This is a genomic window from Verrucomicrobiia bacterium (assembly GCA_019634625.1).
Lineage (GTDB): Bacteria > Verrucomicrobiota > Verrucomicrobiia > Limisphaerales > CAIMTB01 > CAIMTB01.
Genome location: JAHCBA010000013.1, coordinates 119,911 through 141,751, shown reverse-complemented (window position 1 = coordinate 141,751; position 21,841 = coordinate 119,911). Strand labels below are relative to the sequence as shown.

Below are 21,841 nucleotides of genomic sequence, written 5' to 3'. Positions count from 1 at the left end.
GGCAGTGAAAACCTACGAGCGCTTCACGCCGAACCATTCAAACAGGTGCTGTTCGCGAGCGCGGGTGAAGGCGTCCGCAAGTTCAGGGTCTTGCAACCCAGAAATCGTTGCGCCGAGTTGATCAAGACAGCGCGATGCCCTGTCGTCCTGGGTGTCGAGGCCGCGCAGCTTAGGGATAATCTTTTGCTCGATTTGGTCGGCCAGTGCATTACGGCATCGTGCCGGGTCGGTCGAAGCGCCAGGATAATTGGCGAGGTAGTCGAGGATGGCCCGATACACTCGATGTCCGAAGGGACGGTTGACGGACTCAAGCATCTGATTGAGTTGAGTGAGCGCCGTGCGCTCGTTGTCGAATCCGTTTCCATCGAATGGCTTCACCCATTGTTCCCATGTGGCGCGGGGCAGAAAGTCCGCGGTGGGCGCAACGGTCGGGGCGGAGGAGGCTTTCAATTCCTTGGGTGCGCCAAATCGCAGAACGTTTGCGCGGTCGATGACCTTATCGGATAGCGACTGCGTCGATTCATCTTCGTTCATCGTGCCGACAAACAGGACGTTAAAGTCCGGGAAGATGAATCGCGGCGCTTCCGTGGCGGGAAGACTGCCAGCGTCCACCAGCAACGAGACTTCACGGCGACGTTGCTCTTCTTCTATTTTGCGACCACGGCGCTGTTCCAACCGGCTGAGGAAGTCGGAGAAATAATACTCGATTCGCGCAAGATTCATTTCGTCCAGCAGTAAGAGGAGCATTTGATCTTTGCGCGAATCAATCTTAAGTCCGGGGAGGTCTATCGCGGAGAACCGCGACATTTGTGCTAGAGCGCGCGCAAGTTCGGTGGCTTTGTATTTTCGCTCCAAATAGTTGTAGAACCCAAGCAAGTCTTGAGGGCCAGACCAACCGGGCTGCACGGCGAGGCTGAGAAAATTCATTCCGGTTGCCTCGGCATACGCCATCGGCAGCGCGCTCTTACCTGTGCCGCTCACGCCTGCCAGCACGACCAGTGGATTGATGTGAGCCGCTTTAAGGCTGGTGTGAAAAGCCAGTTGAACTCGTTCCGGAAAATGCAGGCCCCTTGCGCGCAAATGGTCAGCCAGTCGCCGCAGCGCCGTGCTCTCCTCGATTCGAGCGCCGCGACTGAAGGCGAACTTGAGTGCGGGTTGAGTCAAATCCTCAAGTGCCTTGGTGAGGTCCGTGTGCCCGACATCCACCTCCTTCAAACGGGCGTTGAGGTTTTCGGCCATTGCCTTGAAGGCATCCAAGGATTTCTGAAGTCCCGTCAGTTCTGCTCTTGCTGCATCGCGTGCCGACTCGGCCTCCTTCCGTTCTCGAATGGCCTGTTGTTTTTCCTTCTCAAACCGCTCAACCTTTTGTTCCAGCGTTGTCAGAGCGGATTGCAACTCCTGCATCCTTTTCTGTGCATTTCCAAGCTCAACACCTTTTTGGCTGCATTGGTCTTGGAGTTCGCGGACCGCCTTTTCGAGTTCGGCCTCTTGCCTGTGGAATCCGGCGAGTTGGTCACGGAGCGTGCCGGTCTCCTGCGTCAGTTGCGCTTTTTCCAAATTGAGCCGGCTTGTTTCCTGAGTGACTTCGTTAAGTCTCGACTCTTCCTGCGCAAGCTTCTGCTGAACCGCGGATCGCTCGGATTCTCCTCGCGCGACATCGGCCATCATCTGCTGGATGCGCGCTGGTGCTTCCGGGTTCGCATCCTGCCACTCCTTCAGAATCCGCAAGAACCCGACCGTGGCCTCAAGCTGACCGATTTCGGCGCGGCACTTGTCTATGCCTTCGGTCGCCTGCCGCAATTCTTCGCGCCGAATTGGCAGCGTCGCCTCAAGTTCCTTGAGTTCGTTCCAGTGCGGCAAGAATCGCTCGGCATAGCGAAGCTTGAACATGGCGAGAATCGTTCCGACCCCCGCCAGCAACGAAAATCCCCACAGCGCCCATTGTAACAATTGTGCGTTCGGCATCTTGTTCCTTTCAAATCAGGTCCATCATTTCTGACCCTCGGACTGGCTCTTCTGGCGCTGGGCTTCCTGGCGGCCGATTTCCCTTTCCAGCGCCTCCTTCTCTTCTTTGAGGCGCTCTATGGTGGCTTCCAAACGCGAGGCTTCACGGGTGAGTTCCCCTTGCTTGACGACGAACACCTGTAACTGCGCGCGTGCCGCAGCAAGGTCGGCATCGGCCTTTTGCGCATCGGCCTTCGCGGCGTCGCGGCGTGTTTCCGCGTCGACGGCATCCTTGCGCGCCTGCTCCAAGTCCCTCTTTGACGCCGCGAGTTGGGCGGCTGTCTTCGTTTGTTCGCTGGCTAGCTGGTCCTGCGCCGTTCGCGTTTCGGTAAGGCGCCTCTGGGCCGCAGCAAGGTCGGCGTCAGCCCGTAGCGACGCTGCTCTGGATGTCTCCAGCCGGGTTTCCGCGTCGGCTGTATCTTCGCGGGCCTGTGACAGGCGATTCGTCAACTGCGAGAGTTCGGACGCGGCTTTGCTGAACTTAGCTTCCATCTCGGCGGCACGGGCTTCAGCCGTTGCCGACTGTTGCTGGAGCTTCGCGGTCTTTTGTTCCTCTTGCCCGGTTGCGGTTTGCAGCGCCTTCAAATCCGCCGCCTTCTGGTCAAATGTTGCGAGCAGGTCCTTCTGCGTCTGAATCTGCTGGCGTAACGCGGCCAAGTCCGTGGTCAGCTTCTCGCGCGCCTGGCGCAAATCATCCGCTTCCTTTTGGATTTGCTCGAACCGCGACTGCGCGGCCGCGGCATCGGTTTCCAGTTGCTTGCGGCGCGTGTCGGTATTGGCAAGGGCATTCGTGGCGGCATTGAGGCGGCGCTCTGCTTCCTCGGCATGGCGAGCGAGCACTTTGGCGTCGGCGTTCGATCTGGTGAGTGCATCACGCTCGGCTTTCAGCAGTTCAACGGTCGAGGTCAGTTCTGATTTCTGCTTGTCGGCGTCAAGCAAAGCGCGGTTGGCGTCGTCCAGCCTCTTGCCTGCCAAGGCGATGTCGGACTCCGACTGCCGCTGCTTGGCGTCGAGTGTCGCCAAGAGCGCCTCTGCGGCGGCCTTTTCCTTGAGCCGCTGCTGCCAGTCGGCAACCGCCGGTGCGAGCGCGTCTTTCTGCTTGGTGAGTGTCTCAACCTCGACCTGAAGCTTTGCCAATTCGGTGCGCTGTGTCGCAGTGCGAGCCTCTGCTTCGTCGGCTTGCCGTTTCGAGTCCTCGAAGCGACCTAGCTTCACTATGAGGACGGCAGAGAGCAGCACGTTGCCGGCGAGCGCAACGACCAGTCCGGCGGCAAGCCACGGTTGGATGACCGGGGTCTGGTCATTCGCGGATCTGTTGCGGGTCGAATCAGCGTTCATGATTTAGTTGGTGTCCCGGGTCTAGCAAGCTATTGGTCCAGCATGTAGTCGCCACGCAAGAGACCGGCGACGGACCAGATGCAGAAACGGAGGTATTGATCAGCCATCAAAGTCCTACGTGCGATGAACGAGGGTAGTTGTGATCGAGCGCGAGCGGGCGCTTCTGCAAGCGGGAGAATAAGTGGGACGGACGACGCCACACCTCCTTGCCCTTGGTCTCGCGCCCGGGCAACCCGGCATCACGAGGCTCGCAGGAAACGCCAGTGTTGGGAGGTGGCCATGCAACGGCCCAGCCAAGATCCGCGAACAATCCCGTTGCGGGCTTCTCGGCAAACTGGTCATCGGTGTAGGCGTGGGGCATGGCGGTTTAGTCTGACTGTTCGGGTTCAGTCTGAATGAGAAGAATCCTCTTGGCTGGTGCTTCCGCACGGTCGTTGTTTCCAGGCACGTCGAATGCGCCGAGGAACGCGCGGCTTACGCGGCCCTCATCGCCTACGATGGTTGAAGCTGCGCGGCTCACGAATGAACTTACCCAGCCGAGAGCGATGCGGTCTGATTCGAGCGGCGTTCCAATTTGGCCTGAATGGATAGCCGAACCAAAAACCATAGGGCAGCAAGCCCATTTCCGCTCGGGATAACTGCCGTGGTGCTGAACCGGCACGCCAAACTGCGTCTCGATTGTGATACGCCCAGGGCTTGATGGCGCGTCAGCCGTTAGTATGGCGGCGGAGGCATAAAAGAACTGCTTCGTGCCATCCGGCGCACGGTGGAAAACACAATACGACCCGACAGAGGGCAATACGGCATTACTCAACAGGTGAGCAGGCGGGTCAAAAGTCTGGAATCGCCCGACAATCTTCGGGCGAGTGGTGAGCAAGTGGAATTGAGTGCTGTCACCATTGAACGCCTGTTTGGGGACAGGTGGGCTCTTTTCGCACAGTGCGTGAGAATGATTGGACCTCTTCGCCTGCATGAAAGTAATTCGCACTTGAGGTTGTCTCCCAAGTCGAAACCAAATAATGCAGACGTCAGCCAATTCACATCTGGCAATGCGCCGAGTCCAAGGCGGGCAGGCTGAGAACAGCACTTGAGACCGAGAGCCGTGCAACTCCTCAACCTGAACGCTATTCGATACGCTTGAGAGTGAACTAACCAATGCGCGGAACAGTGGCACTTCAAAGAAGCGCACCTTCGCGCTCTCCCGTGAGAAGCGCTCAGCAAACTCGAATCCAAAATTGTCGCTTCTGCTGGACATCGAGTTGGCTTGGTTATGCGAGCGTGAGAAAATCAGCCAAAATTTCCGTGAACTCATAGTGCTCAGCGCCGCCGTCCGTGTATTTTTCAGCCCGCCGGATTTGTTCGGCGTTCATTTGTGTCCAATAGAACTCAAGGACTTCGCCCGTGGCCTTCGATGTGGCGATTGATATTTCGCGTTTCGCGTCGCAGATGTCCGTCAGAACAATTGCTGCTCCTCCGGTTACGTGAGGTGTAACGATCTCCAACAGGATGTAATTTTCAGGCTCTCGTTTGCGCGTCACGTAGGCTTTCTTGCCACCTTGCCGCAGCGTTTGAACTTGCGTGACGTTCTGGCTGTGCTCGGGCGTTCCCAAATCAGAATCAAGAAGCAGTCCCCAAGGAATGTTAAATTGTTCAGCGATGCGCTTTGTTATCCAATGCTTCAACAAACCACAGCCGCCAATTGAGACCGGAAGAATCCCACGCTCCTCCAGTGTTGCCGGAATATGGCCGGCTGCCTTGAGTTGGTCAGCCGTGTGGCGAAGAAACACAATATCTGACGGACCCTCGACCAGAACCAAGGCTTTCGCTCGGCTCGCTCGCGGGTCAATCAGCACACCGAGCGTCTGAGCAATGTTCTCGATCACAGCATCGCTTCCGAAATGGACTGTGCGGCCAGCCGCCTCCTTCTCGATGAGGCGCAAGCCAGACACAGGCAACAAACCAGCTAAGGCTGGGACATGCGTGGTCACCAGGACTTGGCAGTTGTCCCTGTTTCCCACCTGCACCAGAGCACGAACCAGCATCTCTTGGTTTGATGGGTGTTGGGACGTCTCCGGCTCTTCAAATGCATAGATGACCGATGGCGCATTCTTATCCGCAACCTTCCGTTCTGCCTCAGCGCGGAAGAAGTTCAGTAGAATCAAACGGCGAACACCGCTGCCGCGCTTGTTGATGGGAATGTTGTCCTCGCCATCGAGTGTGAAGTCGAAGGTCCAAGTTGGAGCTTTCTTGAATCGTGGTATGAGCTGCGACGCCAGCGTCGCATCCATGTCCTTGAGCTTGTCCAAGGTCTTCGCCGCTCGTTCCAGCACTCGCTTCTTAATCTCCTCTTCGATCCGTTCAATTTCGACCTTCAACTCCTCTTTTGCCTGCGAGACCGCCGCTTGCATAGGCGTCTTGGCCTGCGGATCGTTGTCTTTGCTTTCTCGGTCAGACTTGAACAGCGCGAAGAGTGGGAGTTGTTTGAAGAGTTTGTCTTGGATCGATTTCGAGTCCGTCGCGAACTTGCTGATTTCAAGTTCACGCTGCGTCAAATGTGGGGTGGGAGATTTCGCCCAGATGGCCGCCCGCCACAGTGCACTCTTGCGAGCATCGGCAATATCAGCGGCGACAACTCCAACCTCCTCTCCGCGCTTTCTGAGGTCGGCAATTTTCAACGTGTGCAGGTCGTCGAAATTCGCTGCGCTCGGATGATTGGCGACGATGAAGATCGCCGGCTCTTTTGAACTTCTCTTGTAACGCTTGAGGATTTCCAAGTCGCCGACACTGTTCAGCAGACGCTCTCCGGCAAGGGTGGTTCTATTGGCCTCGTCGAGTAGAATCTCGGCAGGCAAATTATCGAAAACACAGCGAATCTCAACACTGGCTTCGGGTTCGGCCACATGGAAATCATCTTTGTCGATTGCGATTTCACCGCCTTCAAAAAAGATGTCGAGCGCTTCAAGGATGCTGGACTTACCAACGTCGTTTCGCCCCGTGATGCCGGTGACGTTGGCATCAATCGGGATGCGTGTTTCGTTCCGGTATCCCCTGAAGTTTTTAATTGCGAGTTCTTTTAGACGCATAAACCCAGTTTTCCGTGAGGTTGACTTGCCCCGACAGCAGCCGCAGCAGCAGCAGCAGCAGGTCGCGTGTCCGGCGGAGGTTTGGAATTTGGCGTTGGAGCGTGGTCCCTTGCTGCTCGAATTTGTGGCGCTTGTGACTGCGCCACGGGATTGGGATCGAGGAAGGACGAGCGATCAGGATGCTACTGACGTGGTGCCTGAGCATCAGCTCATGGGCGATGAGAACCGTTTCAATGGTTCTACCAAGGACAACATCGTCTGCGACCAGAATGTTGACTCTTGGCGTTCGCCGGGCGCGGACCGCCGGGTCGAGTCGGTACTCCTTGATTGCGATTCCGACGGGGAACGGAGCCTGAAGAGCCTGGTCATCGGCCGACGAGCCCGCACCCCAGCGAGCGGCATCGAGGAAAGCGTCCAGCCGGGGCGGGTCGTCGAAGCCGCTGGTCTGTGGCAGACCAGCGTGCTTGTGGATTACGGCTCCTCGTTCCAGCTCGCAGACCGCCTGCAACTCATCACCGAGGGCGTCATCCTCGACCGAGGACGACGAAACGAGGTCCTGGGGACAAGCATCCTCCCCGGACAACGCGTCAGGCGGCAGCGTGGACTTCTGCACGTCCAACACCACGAAGTGGCGGTGTCGGACGCGAACCAATTGTCCCGGCTCTGGGATCGCAGATGGGGCGGGCATCACGAGCGGTCGGGTGTATACACAGGCGATTCTTCCTAAGCGGCTGCAACTGAACAAGGACCGAGTGACGCCGAATTCGGCATAGAAGTATCGGCTTCTCAGGTGGAAGCGGATGCACGGATGCAGGTCCCTCCCAGCCCCGGTGGCGGATGGTTCGGCCCCCTGAGCTACCGGCAGGAAGGTGGGTCGTCACCGTTCCCGGAAATGTGACGGTGCATCCTGCACTCGTTAAGTTGGCCTGCCTTGCCGCGGGTCCTCGGCCTGATCTCCATGCTTGGACATGAGCAGGTTCCACATCCTCCTCTGCCTGGGCGTTGCGATAACGGTTACCGGCGCGGAGCAGAGCCACAACACGAAGGACTTCCTGCCTCCCGCCGCGACCGGAACGGAGTGGAAGCTCGTCTGGCACGACGAGTTCGAGGGCACCGCGCTGGACGAAACCAAATGGAACCGGCTGGGCGACTCGAAGCGCCGCGATGGATTCTGGGTGAGGGACGACGCCTACCTTTCCGGCAAGGGCACCCTCATCCTGCGCACCCGGAAGGACGGCGACCGTTACACCAGCGGGGCCGTGAACACCCAGGGTAAGTTCGAGCACGCCTTCGGGTTCTACGTGGCGCGGTGCAAGGCACCCAGGCAGCCGGGGCATTGGCCCGCCTTTTGGATGATGTCCTCCGACGTCGTCAAGGTCGGCGACGAGGGTCGGGACGGCACCGAGATCGACATCATGGAGATGCCGTGGCGCGACGGGAAGGTGATCTTCAATCTGCATTGGAACGGGTACGGCAAGGACCACAAATCCGCAGGCACCAGCACCGTCTTCCCGTCGCTCGTGGAGGGATTCCACGACTACGCACTGCACTGGACGCCGGAGGAGTACGTCTTCTACATCGACGGCAAGGAAGTGTGGCGCACCAAAGCCGGCGGGGTTTCCCAGGTTCCGGGACAGTAGGCAAACTCCCCCGTCGCGGCGCAAACGGGGGCCAGCCATCCACCGTCGGTGGAGTCGATGCCAACGCGAAGGAGAAGGGCTTTCATCACCGGGCGGCGGACGGCCCCGGGACGAGGGGCCATCCAGTCTCCGTTTGATCGGCGGTTTCCTGGAGAACTTGAATTCAAGAAGTTTAGAACCAACCACTTGAAGATCGGGCCTCGAAAGCCGACGCCTCGCGCACAAGCTGTTCATTTTGAACTGCTTGACGGTCCTCCGGTAGCCAAAGCCGAACTCGGCTTCTGGGGGATGCCGCCCGAGTGGTGGGCTGGGACCCATTCGCCCCCAGGGACATCCCGCGAGTCTGGGTAGGTAGCGGCATGCTCGTTGTCAGCGCGATCCTGTCCCCAGTTCCTCCCAGCTCCGCAGTCCAGAGCCCGGTGCAGAGCCCAAGGCGATTTGAGGAGTCCCACCCGGTGCTCGACGAGATCATGCGCCTTGGCCCCGGACCGGTTGACCGATGGGAGCTGATCCAAGCCCTGGAATCCGACCTTGGTGGCGACCGTCGGGACCTCCGGGAACGACGGGCGGAGGTGTTCCGACAGATCGACGACCTGGTCCGGCGCGGGCGACTGGTCAAGCTCGGCCGGTACAGGCTGTTGACCCCGGACTCCAATGCTGCTGCCACACTCGCTGCGGCCGATAACCGTTATCAGCGGCAGCGGAATGCGGCTCCACGCCCCACCCGTATCACGCGCCCCCTCAAGCGAACTGCTCGTGACGACATCCCAAGTAGCCGTGGCCGTGCACCCAAGCCACCCACCCCAGTGTCGGAGGCGGTTTCCACCAACAAGCTCGTCGCGAACTGCTTACTGGCCGAGCCCCCGCAGCTGGACCCTCCCAAACCAAATCCGACGGGCGCGGAGATCAGTGAAGCAGCCCGAGCCCTCGGCAAGCTGCGCGAATTCAAGAAGCGCTGGTCGGGATATGTGAACGGCCAGCGGGTCTGGCGCGGTCGCGAGATCGAGTTACCTGATGGGAGACGGGCCTTCGTGTACGGCGCACTTCGCGGTACGGTTGCGTGGTCGCTGCAACCCGTTGGCGCTCTGTATTGCCCCGATGGGCCACACGGATTTGGGGCTACGCGACAGGAATTGATCATTCTTGTGCGGAATGCGCATGCACAGCTCTTGGGTCGGCGAAAACGGGGAGTCCGAGAAAGACCCTCGAAGGCGAAGGCGGCGGCGGCACGAATCAACGGCCGGATGCCGCCCCGTTCGGGAAGTCGGCCGAGAGGACGGCCGCGAATGGTGCCCGGATTACCCAGAATTGCTTTGCCCACAAATGCCCACAGAATTCGCGTTGGAACAGGGTAGGCATGCGGGGGTCATTTTGCACAACACCCCAAAAAAGCTGGGTTTTTTGAAGTTGGCGGACGGGTTCGAGTCCCGTCAGTCACCCCACTCCCCTTCCCCGGTTCCCACGGTCCTGTGACGGAGACCAATGCTATGGCCGAAACGGCGCAGGCCGATCAAACGCGCGCCCGCTGCCGCACGAACAAGCCCACCCTCTGCTGAATTCGGGCGTGGAGATCCACTTCCGCATCGTCGTGCGAGAGGGACATCACGACGGCAAACCTCTGGTCCTCAATGTCGCGAGGCGCCCATCGCCGCTCGCAGACCACCACGAGGAACAACGGCGTTCCCGACTCGTACTTCCAGTTCGATCGAGAGAACTCCAGCCAGGCGCTCTGGACCGTCCCCTTTTTCCGAAGGGTCGAGCCGGGCAGCAGCTTGAGGTTGCAGTGGGTTAGCTCCGTACGACCAGGAGGCGCGCCGTCCTCAAGCTCTTCCTTTTCGTCCCGGTCCCACTTCCGATAGGCTTCCGTCAGTGTTGCCGCATCCACGTTTCTGTAGAGGGCGAACTCCATGGTGAACCCGAGGTAACTGTCCTTGCGGGTCGGACGGGTCGGCGGATCGAACGCCAAGGTCACCTTGAGTCGCCGCCGGCCCGGGCGGGCAAGAAACTCCTCCGGGAGTTCGGGCAACTGAAAGATGCGGAACGTGTCGCCCTCGATGCGACCATCATGGAGGAGCCAGGGTTCGTTCTGGGCGGCCGCAATGGCCCGGCCCAAGTCCGGTTGGCCATAGCCATAGACCTTCATGACGACCTCGTCTGTCGGATCCGGGACGGCCCAAAGACTTGGCCGATTCTGAGGCACCTCGGCCGAGTGGACGATCAAAGCGCGGATCAGGTTCGAGGAGTATTCGGGGTAACGCCGCATCAATTGCGCAGCGGTATTGGCGACCTTCGGCGCGGCGAAGCTGGTACCGATTCGCGATACGAGGAGCAGGCCACCCGCGAAGTTCTTTCCCAAGGTTACCACCCCGGATTCGGTCAATCGGTCCCGCTCCAGAATCCAGTCGCCCGCCGTCTCCACCAACTCGGGTTTGATGGCGCCATCGACGCCAGGGCCCAAGCGGGTGAAGGGGGATGGAAATCCGGCCTCGCCGGCGACGGGGAGTTGAACGTCCTTCTCGAAATTCCGGTCCGCCACGGGTCCCAGGACCAGCCCACCGACGGTCAAGGCCAGGGCCGCTGTCGCCGGTTCGATCAAGCGGGCATGCGGCTGGTCGAGATAGTACGGATAGTACTGCTTCACCATCTCTGGAGTGAAAGGCACGTCGAAGTTCCCGGACGAAACCACCAGCAGGATGCCCCGTTCCGAATACCGGTAGGCGAGGTCGTCGATGGCCGCGGCAAACCGCGTCTGGTAGCCATCGGCGTAAACTTGGTTCCGATCTCCCAACGAGATGTTGACCACACGGGCGGCGGGGTAGTGCGACAGGAAGTACTCGATCGCCTGTTCGAGCTGGTGCTCCAACAGGATCTCCTCGTCGTACTCGTTATGGTCATCCGTCACCCGGGCCGAAAATACTTGGGCACTCGGCACAAACCGACGCGCTCGGAGTGCCGCAAGAACATCGCCGTACGCCGCGATGCCGCAGACGCCGGTACCATGCCCCTTCTCGGTCCCATCGTTGGGGCCGTCCAGCACCCGTCGGCCCAGCGCATCGGGAAACACCTGGGCGTCGCCCAAGGCCGGCGCAATCAGCGGATGCCGACTGGCCAAGCCGCTATCGAGCACCACGATGCCCACCAGATCGGGCGCCCCCTGTTGGGCGATCTCCATTCCGGAGACGTCCGCTTGGAAGAGTTCGGCCTGCTGGAATGCAGGCCTTGGCGGGCGATCGACCTCCTTGATCTCCGGCATCTCGAGCAATTCCCGAAGCGCCGCCTCGCGCAACCTTGCCCGGCAGACGCAGATGGACGTCCCGATCCATCGATCGCTCAAGGGGATGTTATGACGGGCCAGAACGGCCTGCACGGTGGCGATGAACTGTTCGCAGTCCGGCCGCCGTCCGGTGTGCCAGAGTTCGATGTCGCACGGGGCTTCTTGGTGCGGTTGGAGCGGTTCCGCCACCAACCTGCGGCCCATCCGATCCTGAGCGGACAAGGGGCTCATGCTCCGCACAACATCCAACTCCCCATACTCCGGGCCACCCGGGACCTGCCCGGCATAGTTCCGGAGTCTTTCCCGCAGCGCGTCCAGCTGGTCGTCGGTGACCACCACCAAGGCGCGATGCGGATCCTTCGCCAACAACCGAAGTCCGCTCCGGCCCAGGACCACCTCGTCCAGGTCCCCTTGGGCTTCAAGATCCACGCGAAAGATGTTCGCCGGGTTGAATCCCTCGGGATACGTCCGCTGCTTCAGCTGAAGCCGGTTCAGCAGATCTTCCGCTTCGACCAGCAGCCGTCGTCCTGCCTCACCGCGATTGCGGCTCGGCGGCCGGGGAGGTGGCTGACGTCGCCTCCGCTCGGCAGGCCCGCCCCATTCGGGAAGCGCCAGATGTTCACGATCACGAGGCATTGCGTGGAGACTGCCGGGTCCGTCCTCCCTTTGCGCGTTTCCTGCCGATCTGCGGCATGAGACTCGCAACCGCTTCCATGCGCTGCCGAAAGCCCCGGATTGCCTCCTCAACATCGCGCGTTTCGACGCTGCTTCGACCCTCCAGGAGCAGGCGGCGCATGATCTCGGTGGCGATCCACTCCACGTCGGAACCTGAACCGCCGTCCGTCGCTTTGGCCAGCGCCGCGAGTTGAGGAGCCGAATGAACCACAGAACGGAAAAAGGCCCGCAGCATCAGCACCCGGTCCTGCTCCTTCGGCAACGGGAACGGCACGATCGCCTCGAACCGCCGCCAAAGAGCGGAGTCGAGCATGAACGGGTGGTTGGTGGCGAAGATCAGCACACTCGCCCCGCGATAGCTGTCCATCAGCTGCAGCAAGGCGGTTACGACCCGCTGGAGTTCCCCGTGCTCCTGCCCGCGGTCCCGTTCCTTCCCCAAGGCATCGAACTCATCGAATAGGACCACGAACCGGTCCTGAACGATGAAATCGAAGATCTTCCGGAGGTTGGTGGCGGTCTCACCCAAAAACGACGACACCACCGTATCCAGCCGCACCGTCGCGAGCGGCCAACCCAGAGCCGTCGCCAGGGCGGACGCCGCAAGCGTCTTCCCGCAGCCGGGTGGACCCATGAACACCGCCTTCCGCTTCGGGAGCAGTCCACCGGCCATCAGGAGGTCCCGGCGATGATTCTCGTCCGCCAGGTTCTCCAACATCTGCACCGAGGCCGGGGGGAGGACCAGACGCTCCCACGGGATCTCCGGCCGGGACAGCCCAAGGAGCGGGAACCCCTTGTCTTTATCCTTGGGGATTTCCCACAGCGTCGGCGGCTTCGTCCCCCCCCCAGCGAGCCCCGTGTTGCCGTTGGACCCATTGACCAGGATCCGCTCCAGATCGTCCGCGAGCAGACGGTGGTTCAGGGTCCGCTCCCGATCAATCAACTCCCTCGCGGCACGACGAAACCCCTCCTCGTCCCGATGGACGTGACTCCTCAGCAGTTGACGAATGATCCGGCCTTCGGACATGGCAGGCGCCTCCTCGGGACCGAGGTGGCTCTTGTCCAATCCTCGGCAAACCCCGGCCGCCATTCAATCTCGATCATGTTGGAGGTAACCGTCCCCGAATCCTTAGCGATCGATTAGCTTGAAGCTTGTTGAGGGAGTCTGGGTGGTCGCAGGTGTCGGATGACGCCTGTGAGGGAGGTTTGGCGGGGTGCGAGGGGTTTCGGAGAGGCAGCAGGACGCTGTCCTCGGTCTGGGCGCGCAGGAACTCACCGAGGGTGGTTTGATCGGCGGCCCTGGCCAGGCCGATCCGCTCGAGCGGGACCTGATCCTCGCCCAGGCGCTCGGCATCGGCGAGGGAGCAGTCACCGCTGCTGGGGTTGAAGATCAACTGGGCGATGACGGCGGAGGGAGCGAAGCCGGAGGATGCTCCAGTTTCGCGGACTCGGCGAAGTTGGCGTGCGGTTAGGCGGCCAAGGGCGGCATCCTTTCCTCCGCTCCCGATCATGCGGTCGTGTTCCCGGGGTAAATGGGCACGCCTTCGCGGGCGATCTTCTCGATGAGCCGGGGGCTGTACAGGCGTTCGGTGCGGACCACATCGAGTTCATAGATGATGGGGGCTTCGTCGAGTGCGTCCGTCAGCTCCAGCCATTGGTCGGTGGTCGCGTCCGGGGCGGAGATGGCGAGATCAATATCCGAGGCACGGCGGGCGTGGCCGGTGGCGCGGGAGCCGAAGAGCCGTACTTCGCGCACGCAGGGGAAGCGGCGGAAGGTGCGGCGAAGCACGGCGAGATCCTGGTCGCGGAGATCGAGGGACTTCATGGGATCAGTCCCATTTCAGCGTTTGGATTTTGTCCGCCATGCCGCCGAGCAAGGGAGCGTAGTCTCGCACAATGTGCTGGTATATCTGGCGGGCGAGCGCCTCGTCGTAAGCGTGGCTGGTGAGGTTGCGCTCTTCGAGCATCTGGAGCCAGTGGTCGGCCTCGTCGGGGGTGCAGATGAGATTCTCGGCGAAAGCCTTCTTGAGCGTCGGACGCGGCCCGCCGCATTCGTGCCCCTGTCGTTCAAGGTAGAGCTTGAGGGTCTTCCATACGACCTCGAAGGTGAACTCGAAGCGCTGGATGGTGGCGTCGCGGATGAGTTCGCTTTCAGGCTGGGCCACGGCTTCGGCAAGCCGGTTTGCGCTCTTGCGCACATCGGCCTGTCGCTCGGTGAATCGTTCCCTGCTCATGGCGTGACGTTCAGACTCTCCAGGTTGGCACGCCTGGCGGCGCGATCATCGGCGAGTTCGTCTTCGCCGACGCGAAAATCCGCCGCCCCTCCTTCGCCAACCCGCGAGCTCCCTGCGGCAAGCATAATCGGTTGGAGCGCGTTCGGATGCCAAGCTTCGAACCTCTCCCCACAACTTCGGGTTGCACGACCCGTGACGCGCCTGGACCCGCGTCAGGATGCCGCCGCCAGTTCCGGCCACAGACGCGCCGCCATGCCCATTCCCCGACGGAAGATCTCGAGGCTGAATTGCTCGTTGGGCGAATGCGCGTTCGCATTGGGGAGGGCCAGGCCGACCAGCAGGGAGTCCGCGCCAAGAATGCGCTTGAAGTCCGATACGATCGGAATCGACCCGCCTTCCCGCAACAGAACCGGTTCGTGCCCGAAGGCCCCCTGCAACGCCCGCAGCGCCGCCTTCGCCATGGGTCCGCTCGGGTCCAGCAGGTAGGGGGTCCCACCATGGCCCCCCTCCACGTCGATGCGGACCGTCGGCGGGCAGACACGCTTCAGATGCGCCTTCACCAGCCGCAGGATCCTGGCCGGGTCCTGGTTGGGCACCAGCCGGAAGGTCAGCTTGGCCCGGGCCCACGACGGGATGATGGTCTTGCTCCCGGCCCCCTGGTAACCGCTGGTCAGGCCGTTGATCTCGCACGTCGGACGCGCACTCCGCTGTTCGATGAACGTGTACCCGCGCTCCCCGGACAGGGCGGGAACGCCCAGGAACTTCGCCTCGCCCTTTTCCGTGAACGGCAACCGCGCCATCTGCCGGCGCTCGTAGGCGCTCAGCTTCACCACGTCGTCATAGAACTCCGGGATCGCCACCCGCCCCCGGGCATCCCGCAGATCCGCCAGCAACCGGCACAACACCATCGCCGGATTGTCCACGCTCCCTCCGAAGATCCCCGAGTGCAGATCCCGGTCCGGTCCGCGGACAATCACCTCGGCTGCCGCAATCCCCCGGAGGGCGTAGGTCAGCGCGGGATGCCTCGGACCCGGCATGCCGGTGTCGGAAATGACGATCGCCCGGCACGCCAGTTCCTTCCGTCGCGCCCGCAGGAATGCCGCCAGATGCTCCGAACCGACCTCCTCCTCGCCTTCGATGACAAACGTCAGGTCGCACGGCAGTTCGCTGCCCGTCCGCAGGTAGGCCTCGACGGCCTTCAGATGCGCGAAGTGCTGCCCCTTGTTGTCGCTCGATCCCCTCGCAAACAGGGCGTCGCCGTCGAGGCGCGGCTCGAACGGCGGCGATGTCCACAGCTCAAGAGGTTCCGGCGGTTGAACATCGTAGTGCCCGTACACCAGGAAGTGCGGCTTTCGGCTCCCCGCCTTCCGCGGCGTCCGCGCCACCACGATCGGGTGCCCGTCCGTCGCGCACAGCTCGGTCTCCAGCCCGATCCCCCGGCAGTGGTCGATCAGCCACTGCGCGCACGACCGCATGTCCCCGGCATGTTGCGGTTGTGCGGACACGGAAGGAAACCGGAGGAATTCGCACAACTCCTCCACAAAGCGGCTCTGATGCTCGGCAAGGTAACGTTCAACGGCGTTCATGCATGACGCCCCGCCCGGCGCACCGGGTGCCGCCCGCGGGGCCCCGGCAGCCTGCGCCAAAGCCGCTGCGATGGGAACGCCAATACGCAATCCTCAGTCCGCCCGTCGCTCGGGCTCGAGTAGTCCCCGCAGCAATCCTCCCAATGGATTGCGCGGCGGCGGATTCGTGGCCGCCGGCGCGTTGGTTCCGGCAACATTGGTCGTCGCCCCGGAACGGCCGCCCCCGAGAATCCCGCCGATGCCCTGGATCAGATTGCCCACCACGTTGGTGCCGCCCGCCGCCACACCCCCGACCAGGTCCGCGACGCCCCCGACTGTCCCGGCCGCCTGGCCTCCCACCAACCCGCCCACGCCACGGGCCACCAGCAACGCGGCCTGGACCTTGTCCACCTCGGGCGCCGGTTCTCCCAGTGTTCCCTTGACCGAGGCAATGTCGGGAATCGCCACATAGACCGCGTTGGTCGGCGTGTCCGATGGCACCAGGCGCGCCCGCTGGGCCAGGTCACGCCGCAACCCCACCCGGACCGGGAAGTTGAGCGGCGATCGCATCAGGTCGTCGGCTATCGGAATGTCCCCCACCATGCGCGCCTCGAACGACGCGCTCCGCACCCACCCTTCGCTCACGGCGATTTTGCCTTCGCCGAACTTGGCGTCCGCCACCAGATCCATGATGGGCTGGTCCTGGAGTTCACGGATGTTCAGGGCGTTGGCCAGCACCCGGGTCAGCAGACTCAGGAGACCCTTCTGCGAGGCGGCGTCCTGAAGCCGCAGGTTCGCATTGGTCACCGCGAACTGCATCCCGCCCGCGAGATTCTGACGCAGGTTCACCCCGGTGATGCCGGCCCCCTTGACCTCCAGACCCGCGTGGGCCGCGCCCCCGATGCGATCCTTCAACAGCGGCGCAAAGGAGTTCGCCAGCGGCCGCACCGGCACCCCCCCGGCCCTGGCCCGCACGTCGTACTCATATCCCGGCACCCCGACGTTCACCTTCATCGCCCCGGTCACCGGTGCGCCATTCAAACGCCATTCAAACGGCGGAATCTCGATCTCGCTCCCGCGAATCCGCACACCGGCCCGGACGTTCTCCGCCGTCACCTCCCGCAAGTACAGCGCCGCCACCTCGACATCGACCATGAACTGCCCGACCGGCAGCACCATCGGCTCCGGCTCCACCGTCGGACCCGCAGGCGGCGGCGCGGTCGGAGGCGGCGCGGTCGACGTCGCCGCCGGGGCATCGAAGAACAAATCGAAGTACGGCGTGACATCCAGCGCCTGCGACACCAAGCGCAACGCCCCGCTCACGGCATTGGTGTTCGACAAATCGATGTGCCCGGTCAACTGCGCCTCATTCGCCGCGCGCGCCGTCCTGTCCAGACGCAGATCCCCGCGCCGGATCTCCCAGCGGTCGTCCTTGCCCGCCACCTCGATCCCCGCCCCCACCGACACCGGCCCCGGGGGCGCCTTCCCCGACGGATCGGTCACCCTCAGATCCTTCACCTCCGCCGTGCCGCGCAGCAGCGACTCGCCGTCCGGCTGCAGGCGCACGGTCCCGTCGGCCGACATCTGGACCCGCTGCAACCGTCGCTCACCCAGGGCCGGTTGCAGAAACGGTCGCAATCCCGCCTCGTTCACCCCGGACGCCGTGGTGGCCAGTTCCCCCGCGCCCCGCTCGAGATCCCAGCGCCCGCGCAACGTCAGCAACCCGCCATCCTGCGCGCCCTGACGCAACCGCACCTGGACATCGTTCAATGTCACCGCCCCCTCGGGCAGCCCGATGTCGAACGTCGCATCCGCGCCGTACCGGTCGAAGGTCACGACCGCGGCCGTTCCGGTGAGTTCCTCGACCTTCAGGCTCCCGGCCAGCTTCCGCGCCGCGGGATCGGCAAAGGCGGACACCCGTGCATCGGCCATGGCGCGCAGGCCGAGCTGCCGGACCTCGTTGCTGGCGACCACGCCGGTCACCCCGGCCAGCGCGGCGCTGGCCTTCAACGCCAGATCCTTTCCGCCCCCGGTGACTCCCAGCTCCGCCTGTGCCTGGACCGTCCCCTGCCAGGGGGCCCCCATCAGCGCGCTCCAGTCGGCGAGACGCAAGTCCTGCACCACCAGCGAGACCGCCGCATCCGGCACCGCATCCGCGTTGGCGGCCCAGCGGATTTCCATGGGCTGGGACAACGTTCCGCGCAGCACCTCGCGTCCTGCCTGGCTCGCGTTCAACGCAAAGGTCCGCACCGCCGCCGATTCCGCCCCCAGGTCCACCGCCACATCGTACCGCCCCCGGAAATCCACCGGCGGCAGGGTCAGGTCCGCCTGCCGGACCGAGACCCGGCTGCCTGTCAGGGAACCGACCACCGTGATCCGCCGGTTGGCATCGGCAATCTCGATCCGGTTCGTGCTGTCCAGCCGGGTGGTCGTGAAGTCCAGCCCATACGCCGCCCCCGCCAGGTTCAGGACCTGCCGGTCAATCCCCGCCACCTCCACCTGGAGGTTCCCTTCGCCCTTGGCGAGATCCAGGGGACCCTGGGCCCGGACGGCCCCCAGCGCCGCCCCCTGCCGTGCGAATTCCACTCCCAGCCGCCGAAGCTCCGTGGGCGTCAATTCCGTGCCCAGCACCGCCGAGAATCCCTGAAACTCCTCCAGCACCCCGCCCGCCTGGTCCAGCCGGAACTCGGCCCGCCCGTTCACCGAACCGGGCTGCAGATCAGCGGTCAATCCCACATCGAATCCGCCCTCCAACCGGCCCCTCGCCGTTCCCGAGGCCCCGCCGCTGCCTGCCCCGGCCCGCTGGTCCAGTCCCACCGCGCCCGAGACTTCCACCCTCCCATTGCCAGCATTCCGCAGATCCCGCGCACTGGCCGTCAGCCCCGTCACCTCGGCCACCGTCTCCGACCCGTCCGCCCCGGCGCCGCGATACCGCAGCACCCCCCGCTCGATCTGGAGCCGGCGCAGATCCAGTTGAAGCGGGGCCGCGTCAGCGGCAGGCGGCGCCTTCTCGCCTTCCGCCAGCTTCTTCAAGATCGGGTCGAGGTTGCTGGTCCCATCCGCCCGGCTTACCAGGGTCAGCGTGGGCGCCGTCACCACAATCTCATCCAGCGCCACCTGCCCCTTCAGGAGCGCCCCCAACCGGTACTGCACCCGCGCCGATTCAACGCTCACCAGCGGGTCCGCACCGTTCGGCACCACGGTCAACTGCCGGATCTCGACCGACGACCACGGACGCAGGGAGATGCTCGACGCCTCGACCCTCGAATCGATGGCCGCGCCGACCCGCGGCAGCACCACGGCCTTCAGAAAGCCCGAACTCGTGACGACGAAATAGGCGCCCCCCAGCAGCAGCACCAGAACTCCCAGAACGATGATCAGCTTCTTCATGGCGGTTTGTCGTATTCCACATCCTGGGGGTGCTTCGCCGTCCTGTCAGGTCCGCCTTCGGCCCGCGAAGCCCCCCCTTCAGCCCCGCACCCTACCGGCCGGCCCGGCCCCGTCAACGCGGACCGGGCATCCCAAGGAGAAGCGTTGATGGCGGTGCCGGCCGACTGGCATAAGCGGCGGATGCGTTACCGGCGCTTCGGTAAAACCAACCTGTCCATGCCCGTCTTCTCCTGTGGCGGCATGCGCTACCAGCACCGGTGGCAGGATATTCCCTGGTCCGAAGTCCCCGCCGACGGTCAGGCCAACCTCGAAGCCACCATCCGCCGCTCCCTCGAAGTCGGCATCCACCACATCGAAACGGCCCGCGGCTACGGCTCGAGCGAAATGCAGCTCGGCCCCGTGCTCGCCCAATTCCCCCGCGAACAGCTCATCGTCCAGACCAAGATCCCCCCCTTCGCCAATCCCGACGACTTCATCAAGACCTTCGAGAAGTCGATGGAGTACCTCCGCCTGGACCATGTCGAGCTCCTCTCCCTCCACGGCATCAACAACCGCCAGCTCCTCGACTGGTCCATCGCCCCCAATGGCTGTCTCACCGCCGCCCGCCGCCTCCAGTCCGAAGGCCGCGCCCGTCATGTCGGCTTCTCCACCCACGCCACCACCGACATCATCCTCGAAGCCATCCGCACCGACGCCTTCGACTACGTCAATCTCCACTGGTACTTCGTCAACGACCTCAACGGGCCCGCCATCCCCGAAGCCCATCGCCGCGACATGGGCGTCTTCATCATCAGCCCCAACGACAAGGGCGGGAAACTCTACGAACCACCCCCCGGCCTGGTCGAACTCTGCCGGCCCCTCACGCCCATGCAGTTCAATGACCTCTACTGCCTCAGTCATCCCCAGGTCCATACCCTCAGCCTCGGCGCCGCCCGCCCGTCCGACTTCGACGAACACCTCGCCGCCCTCGACCACTACGACCGCATGCACGAGGTCCTCCCCGACATCGTCGCCCGTCTCCATGCCGAGATCGACCGCGTTGTCGGACGCGACTGGCGCCTCCACTGGCGCACCGGTCTCCCCGAATACGTCGAGGTCCCCGGCGAGATCAATCTCACCGAAATCCTCCGCCTCTGGACCTACGCCCGCGGCCTCGACCTGGTCGATTGGGGCCGCATGCGCTACAACCTCCTCGGCCAGGCCGATCACTGGTTCCCCGGCGAGCACGCCGGGACCGCCGCCTCCCGCGACCTCTCCCGTGCCCTCGCCGACAGCCCCTTCCGCGACCGCATCCCCGGCATCCTCCGGGAAGCCCACGACCTCCTCTTCGAAGCCCCGAAGAAACGCCTGAGCCAGTCCTAGCCGCAACCCCACCCGCCCATGCCCAAACCGCCCAGCGGCCATCCCGCCGCCCTCGGTCCCGTCACCCGCGGACCCGCCCCGCGCCGCCGTCCGCCCACCGCCGTCCCAACCGCCGTCCCCGTCACCCCCAAACCCGCGGTCCTCGCCTCCGCCGCCCCGTCGCCGGACGTCCGTTTCGATCTCAAACCCGCCGAGATCGCCCGCCACCTCGACCGCTTCGTCATCGGCCAGCAGGAGGCCAAGAAGGTCCTCAGCGTCGCCCTCTGCGACCATTTCCAGCACGTCCGCCTCACCCGCGAAGGCCAGCCCGCCCCCTTCTACCAGAAGCAGAACGTCCTCCTCTTCGGCCCCACCGGCGTCGGCAAAACCCACCTCATCCGCTCCGCCGCCGACCTCATCGGCGTCCCGTTCGTCAAGGCCGACGCCACCAAGTTCAGCGAGACCGGCTACGTCGGCGGCGATGTCGATGACCTCGTCCGCGACCTCGTCCGCCGCGCCGGCGGCAATGTCCGCCACGCCGAGCACGGCATCATCTACCTCGACGAGGTGGACAAACTGGCCACCCGCCAGCCCGGCTCCGGACGCGACGTCTCCGGGCGCGGCGTGCAGACCAACCTCCTCAAGCTCATGGAGGACGCCGAAGTCCCGCTAGTGTCTCCCAACGATGTCAACGGCCAGCTCCAGAGCGCCATGGCCGCCGTCCGCGGCGGCTCCTCCGCCGCCGATACCATCAACACCCGCCACATCCTCTTCGTCGTCAGCGGCGCCTTCTCCGGACTCGACCGCCTCGTCCGCGCCCGCGCCGCCACCACCGGATCGTCCGAGGCGGTCGATTCCCTGTCCGCCGACCGCTGGCTCCAGCGCGCCCGCACCCCCGACCTCGTAGCCTACGGTCTCGAACCGGAATTCGTCGGGCGCCTCCCCGTCCGCGTCGCCTGCCACGGCCTCGACACCGATCACCTCTTCGACGTGCTGCGAAAGAGCGAAAGCAGCCTCATTCACCAGTACCGTCGGGCCTTCGCCGCCTATGGCATCCAGGTGCAGTTCGCCGACGACGGCCTCCGCAGGCTCGCCGAACAGGCGGCCGGGGAAGGCACCGGCGCCCGGGGCCTGATGACCGTCTGCGAACGCGTCTTCCGCGACCTCAAGTTCCGCCTGCCCTCCTCCCGCGTCAGGCGCTTCGAGGTGGACGCCGCGCTGGTCGATGACCCGGCCGCCGCGCTCCGGCGCCTCCTCGCGCGCTCGCGTTCCTGAGTTCACCCGCCACCCCTCCCGCAAC

14 protein-coding genes are annotated in these 21,841 nt (G+C 63.6%); 3 read left to right on the top strand and 11 right to left on the bottom strand.

Annotation, left to right across the window (positions count from 1 at the left end; translation table 11 throughout):
• Positions 1-12: 12 nt before the first annotated feature.
• The 5 genes from KF833_10255 to KF833_10235 form a co-directional block, all read right to left on the bottom strand.
• Entirely contained in the window at positions 13-1,965 is a 1,953-nt protein-coding gene (locus KF833_10255) for an AAA family ATPase (protein ID MBX3745678.1), read from the bottom strand.
• Positions 1,966-1,989: 24 nt separating this feature from the next.
• Positions 1,990-3,342 carry a hypothetical protein gene (locus KF833_10250; protein ID MBX3745677.1) on the bottom strand — a complete coding sequence of 451 codons (1,353 nt, stop codon included), beginning with the start codon at positions 3,340-3,342 and terminating at the stop codon, positions 1,990-1,992.
• Positions 3,343-3,709: 367 nt separating this feature from the next.
• Positions 3,710-4,597 (bottom strand): hypothetical protein, encoded by an 888-nt coding sequence (locus KF833_10245; protein ID MBX3745676.1) that lies wholly within the window; start codon positions 4,595-4,597, stop codon positions 3,710-3,712.
• A gap of 13 nt (positions 4,598-4,610) precedes the next feature.
• Positions 4,611-6,425, bottom strand: coding sequence for an AAA family ATPase (locus KF833_10240; protein MBX3745675.1), 1,815 nt, complete (start codon positions 6,423-6,425; stop codon positions 4,611-4,613).
• Positions 6,400-7,038 carry a hypothetical protein gene (locus tag KF833_10235; protein MBX3745674.1) on the bottom strand — a complete coding sequence of 213 codons (639 nt, stop codon included), beginning with the start codon at positions 7,036-7,038 and terminating at the stop codon, positions 6,400-6,402. Before KF833_10235 ends, KF833_10240 begins: the two co-directional genes overlap by 26 nt.
• Before the next feature lie 355 nt (positions 7,039-7,393).
• Between KF833_10235 and KF833_10230 the strand changes: the two genes are divergently transcribed.
• The gene (locus tag KF833_10230; protein ID MBX3745673.1) at positions 7,394-8,065 is read left to right on the top strand and encodes a glycoside hydrolase family 16 protein; all 672 of its coding nucleotides are present in this window, start codon (positions 7,394-7,396) and stop codon (positions 8,063-8,065) included.
• Between the two features lie 1,510 nt (positions 8,066-9,575).
• Here the strand turns inward: KF833_10230 and KF833_10225 are convergent.
• The 6 genes from KF833_10225 to KF833_10200 all read right to left on the bottom strand — a co-directional run bounded on the left by KF833_10225 (position 9,576) and on the right by KF833_10200 (position 19,200).
• Positions 9,576-11,975: a S8 family peptidase gene (locus tag KF833_10225; protein ID MBX3745672.1), complete on the bottom strand. Its 2,400-nt coding sequence runs from the start codon at positions 11,973-11,975 to the stop codon at positions 9,576-9,578.
• Entirely contained in the window at positions 11,965-13,038 is a 1,074-nt protein-coding gene (locus KF833_10220) for an ATP-binding protein (protein ID MBX3745671.1), read from the bottom strand. Before KF833_10220 ends, KF833_10225 begins: the two co-directional genes overlap by 11 nt.
• Positions 13,039-13,518: 480 nt before the next feature.
• Positions 13,519-13,836 (bottom strand): nucleotidyltransferase domain-containing protein, encoded by a 318-nt coding sequence (locus KF833_10215; protein ID MBX3745670.1) that lies wholly within the window; start codon positions 13,834-13,836, stop codon positions 13,519-13,521.
• 4 nt (positions 13,837-13,840) lie between these two features.
• A complete protein-coding gene (locus KF833_10210) occupies positions 13,841-14,245 on the bottom strand; it encodes a nucleotidyltransferase substrate binding protein (GenBank protein MBX3745669.1) in 405 nt (134 codons plus the stop codon).
• A gap of 212 nt (positions 14,246-14,457) precedes the next feature.
• Complete coding sequence (locus KF833_10205; protein MBX3745668.1) at positions 14,458-15,831, bottom strand: dipeptidase; 1,374 nt, start codon at positions 15,829-15,831, stop codon at positions 14,458-14,460.
• Between the two features lie 93 nt (positions 15,832-15,924).
• The gene (locus KF833_10200; GenBank protein MBX3745667.1) at positions 15,925-19,200 is read right to left on the bottom strand and encodes an AsmA family protein; all 3,276 of its coding nucleotides are present in this window, start codon (positions 19,198-19,200) and stop codon (positions 15,925-15,927) included.
• A 180-nt stretch (positions 19,201-19,380) separates the two neighbouring features.
• On the opposite strand from KF833_10200, the gene KF833_10195 reads away from it, so the two are divergent.
• On the top strand, positions 19,381-20,562 hold the full coding sequence (locus KF833_10195) for an aldo/keto reductase (protein ID MBX3745666.1): 1,182 nt from the start codon (positions 19,381-19,383) through the stop codon (positions 20,560-20,562).
• Positions 20,563-20,757: 195 nt separating this feature from the next.
• Entirely contained in the window at positions 20,758-21,816 is a 1,059-nt protein-coding gene (locus KF833_10190; protein ID MBX3745665.1) for an AAA family ATPase, read from the top strand.
• The last annotated feature ends 25 nt before the right edge of the window (positions 21,817-21,841 follow it).

What these genes read in the sequence shown, in the direction of transcription:
- KF833_10245 (MBX3745676.1), bottom strand. Translation starts at nt 4,597, where the DNA reads ATGTCCAGCAGAAGCGACAATTTTGGATTCGAGTTTGCTGAGCGCTTC.
- KF833_10215 (MBX3745670.1), bottom strand. Translation starts at nt 13,836, where the DNA reads ATGAAGTCCCTCGATCTCCGCGACCAGGATCTCGCCGTGCTTCGCCGC.
- KF833_10240 (MBX3745675.1), bottom strand. Translation starts at nt 6,425, where the DNA reads ATGCGTCTAAAAGAACTCGCAATTAAAAACTTCAGGGGATACCGGAAC.
- KF833_10210 (MBX3745669.1), bottom strand. Translation starts at nt 14,245, where the DNA reads ATGAGCAGGGAACGATTCACCGAGCGACAGGCCGATGTGCGCAAGAGC.
- KF833_10200 (MBX3745667.1), bottom strand. Translation starts at nt 19,200, where the DNA reads ATGAAGAAGCTGATCATCGTTCTGGGAGTTCTGGTGCTGCTGCTGGGG.
- KF833_10230 (MBX3745673.1), top strand. Translation starts at nt 7,394, where the DNA reads ATGAGCAGGTTCCACATCCTCCTCTGCCTGGGCGTTGCGATAACGGTT.
- KF833_10255 (MBX3745678.1), bottom strand. Translation starts at nt 1,965, where the DNA reads ATGCCGAACGCACAATTGTTACAATGGGCGCTGTGGGGATTTTCGTTG.
- KF833_10195 (MBX3745666.1), top strand. Translation starts at nt 19,381, where the DNA reads ATGCGTTACCGGCGCTTCGGTAAAACCAACCTGTCCATGCCCGTCTTC.
- KF833_10250 (MBX3745677.1), bottom strand. Translation starts at nt 3,342, where the DNA reads ATGAACGCTGATTCGACCCGCAACAGATCCGCGAATGACCAGACCCCG.
- KF833_10205 (MBX3745668.1), bottom strand. Translation starts at nt 15,831, where the DNA reads ATGAACGCCGTTGAACGTTACCTTGCCGAGCATCAGAGCCGCTTTGTG.
- KF833_10225 (MBX3745672.1), bottom strand. Translation starts at nt 11,975, where the DNA reads ATGCCTCGTGATCGTGAACATCTGGCGCTTCCCGAATGGGGCGGGCCT.
- KF833_10220 (MBX3745671.1), bottom strand. Translation starts at nt 13,038, where the DNA reads ATGTCCGAAGGCCGGATCATTCGTCAACTGCTGAGGAGTCACGTCCAT.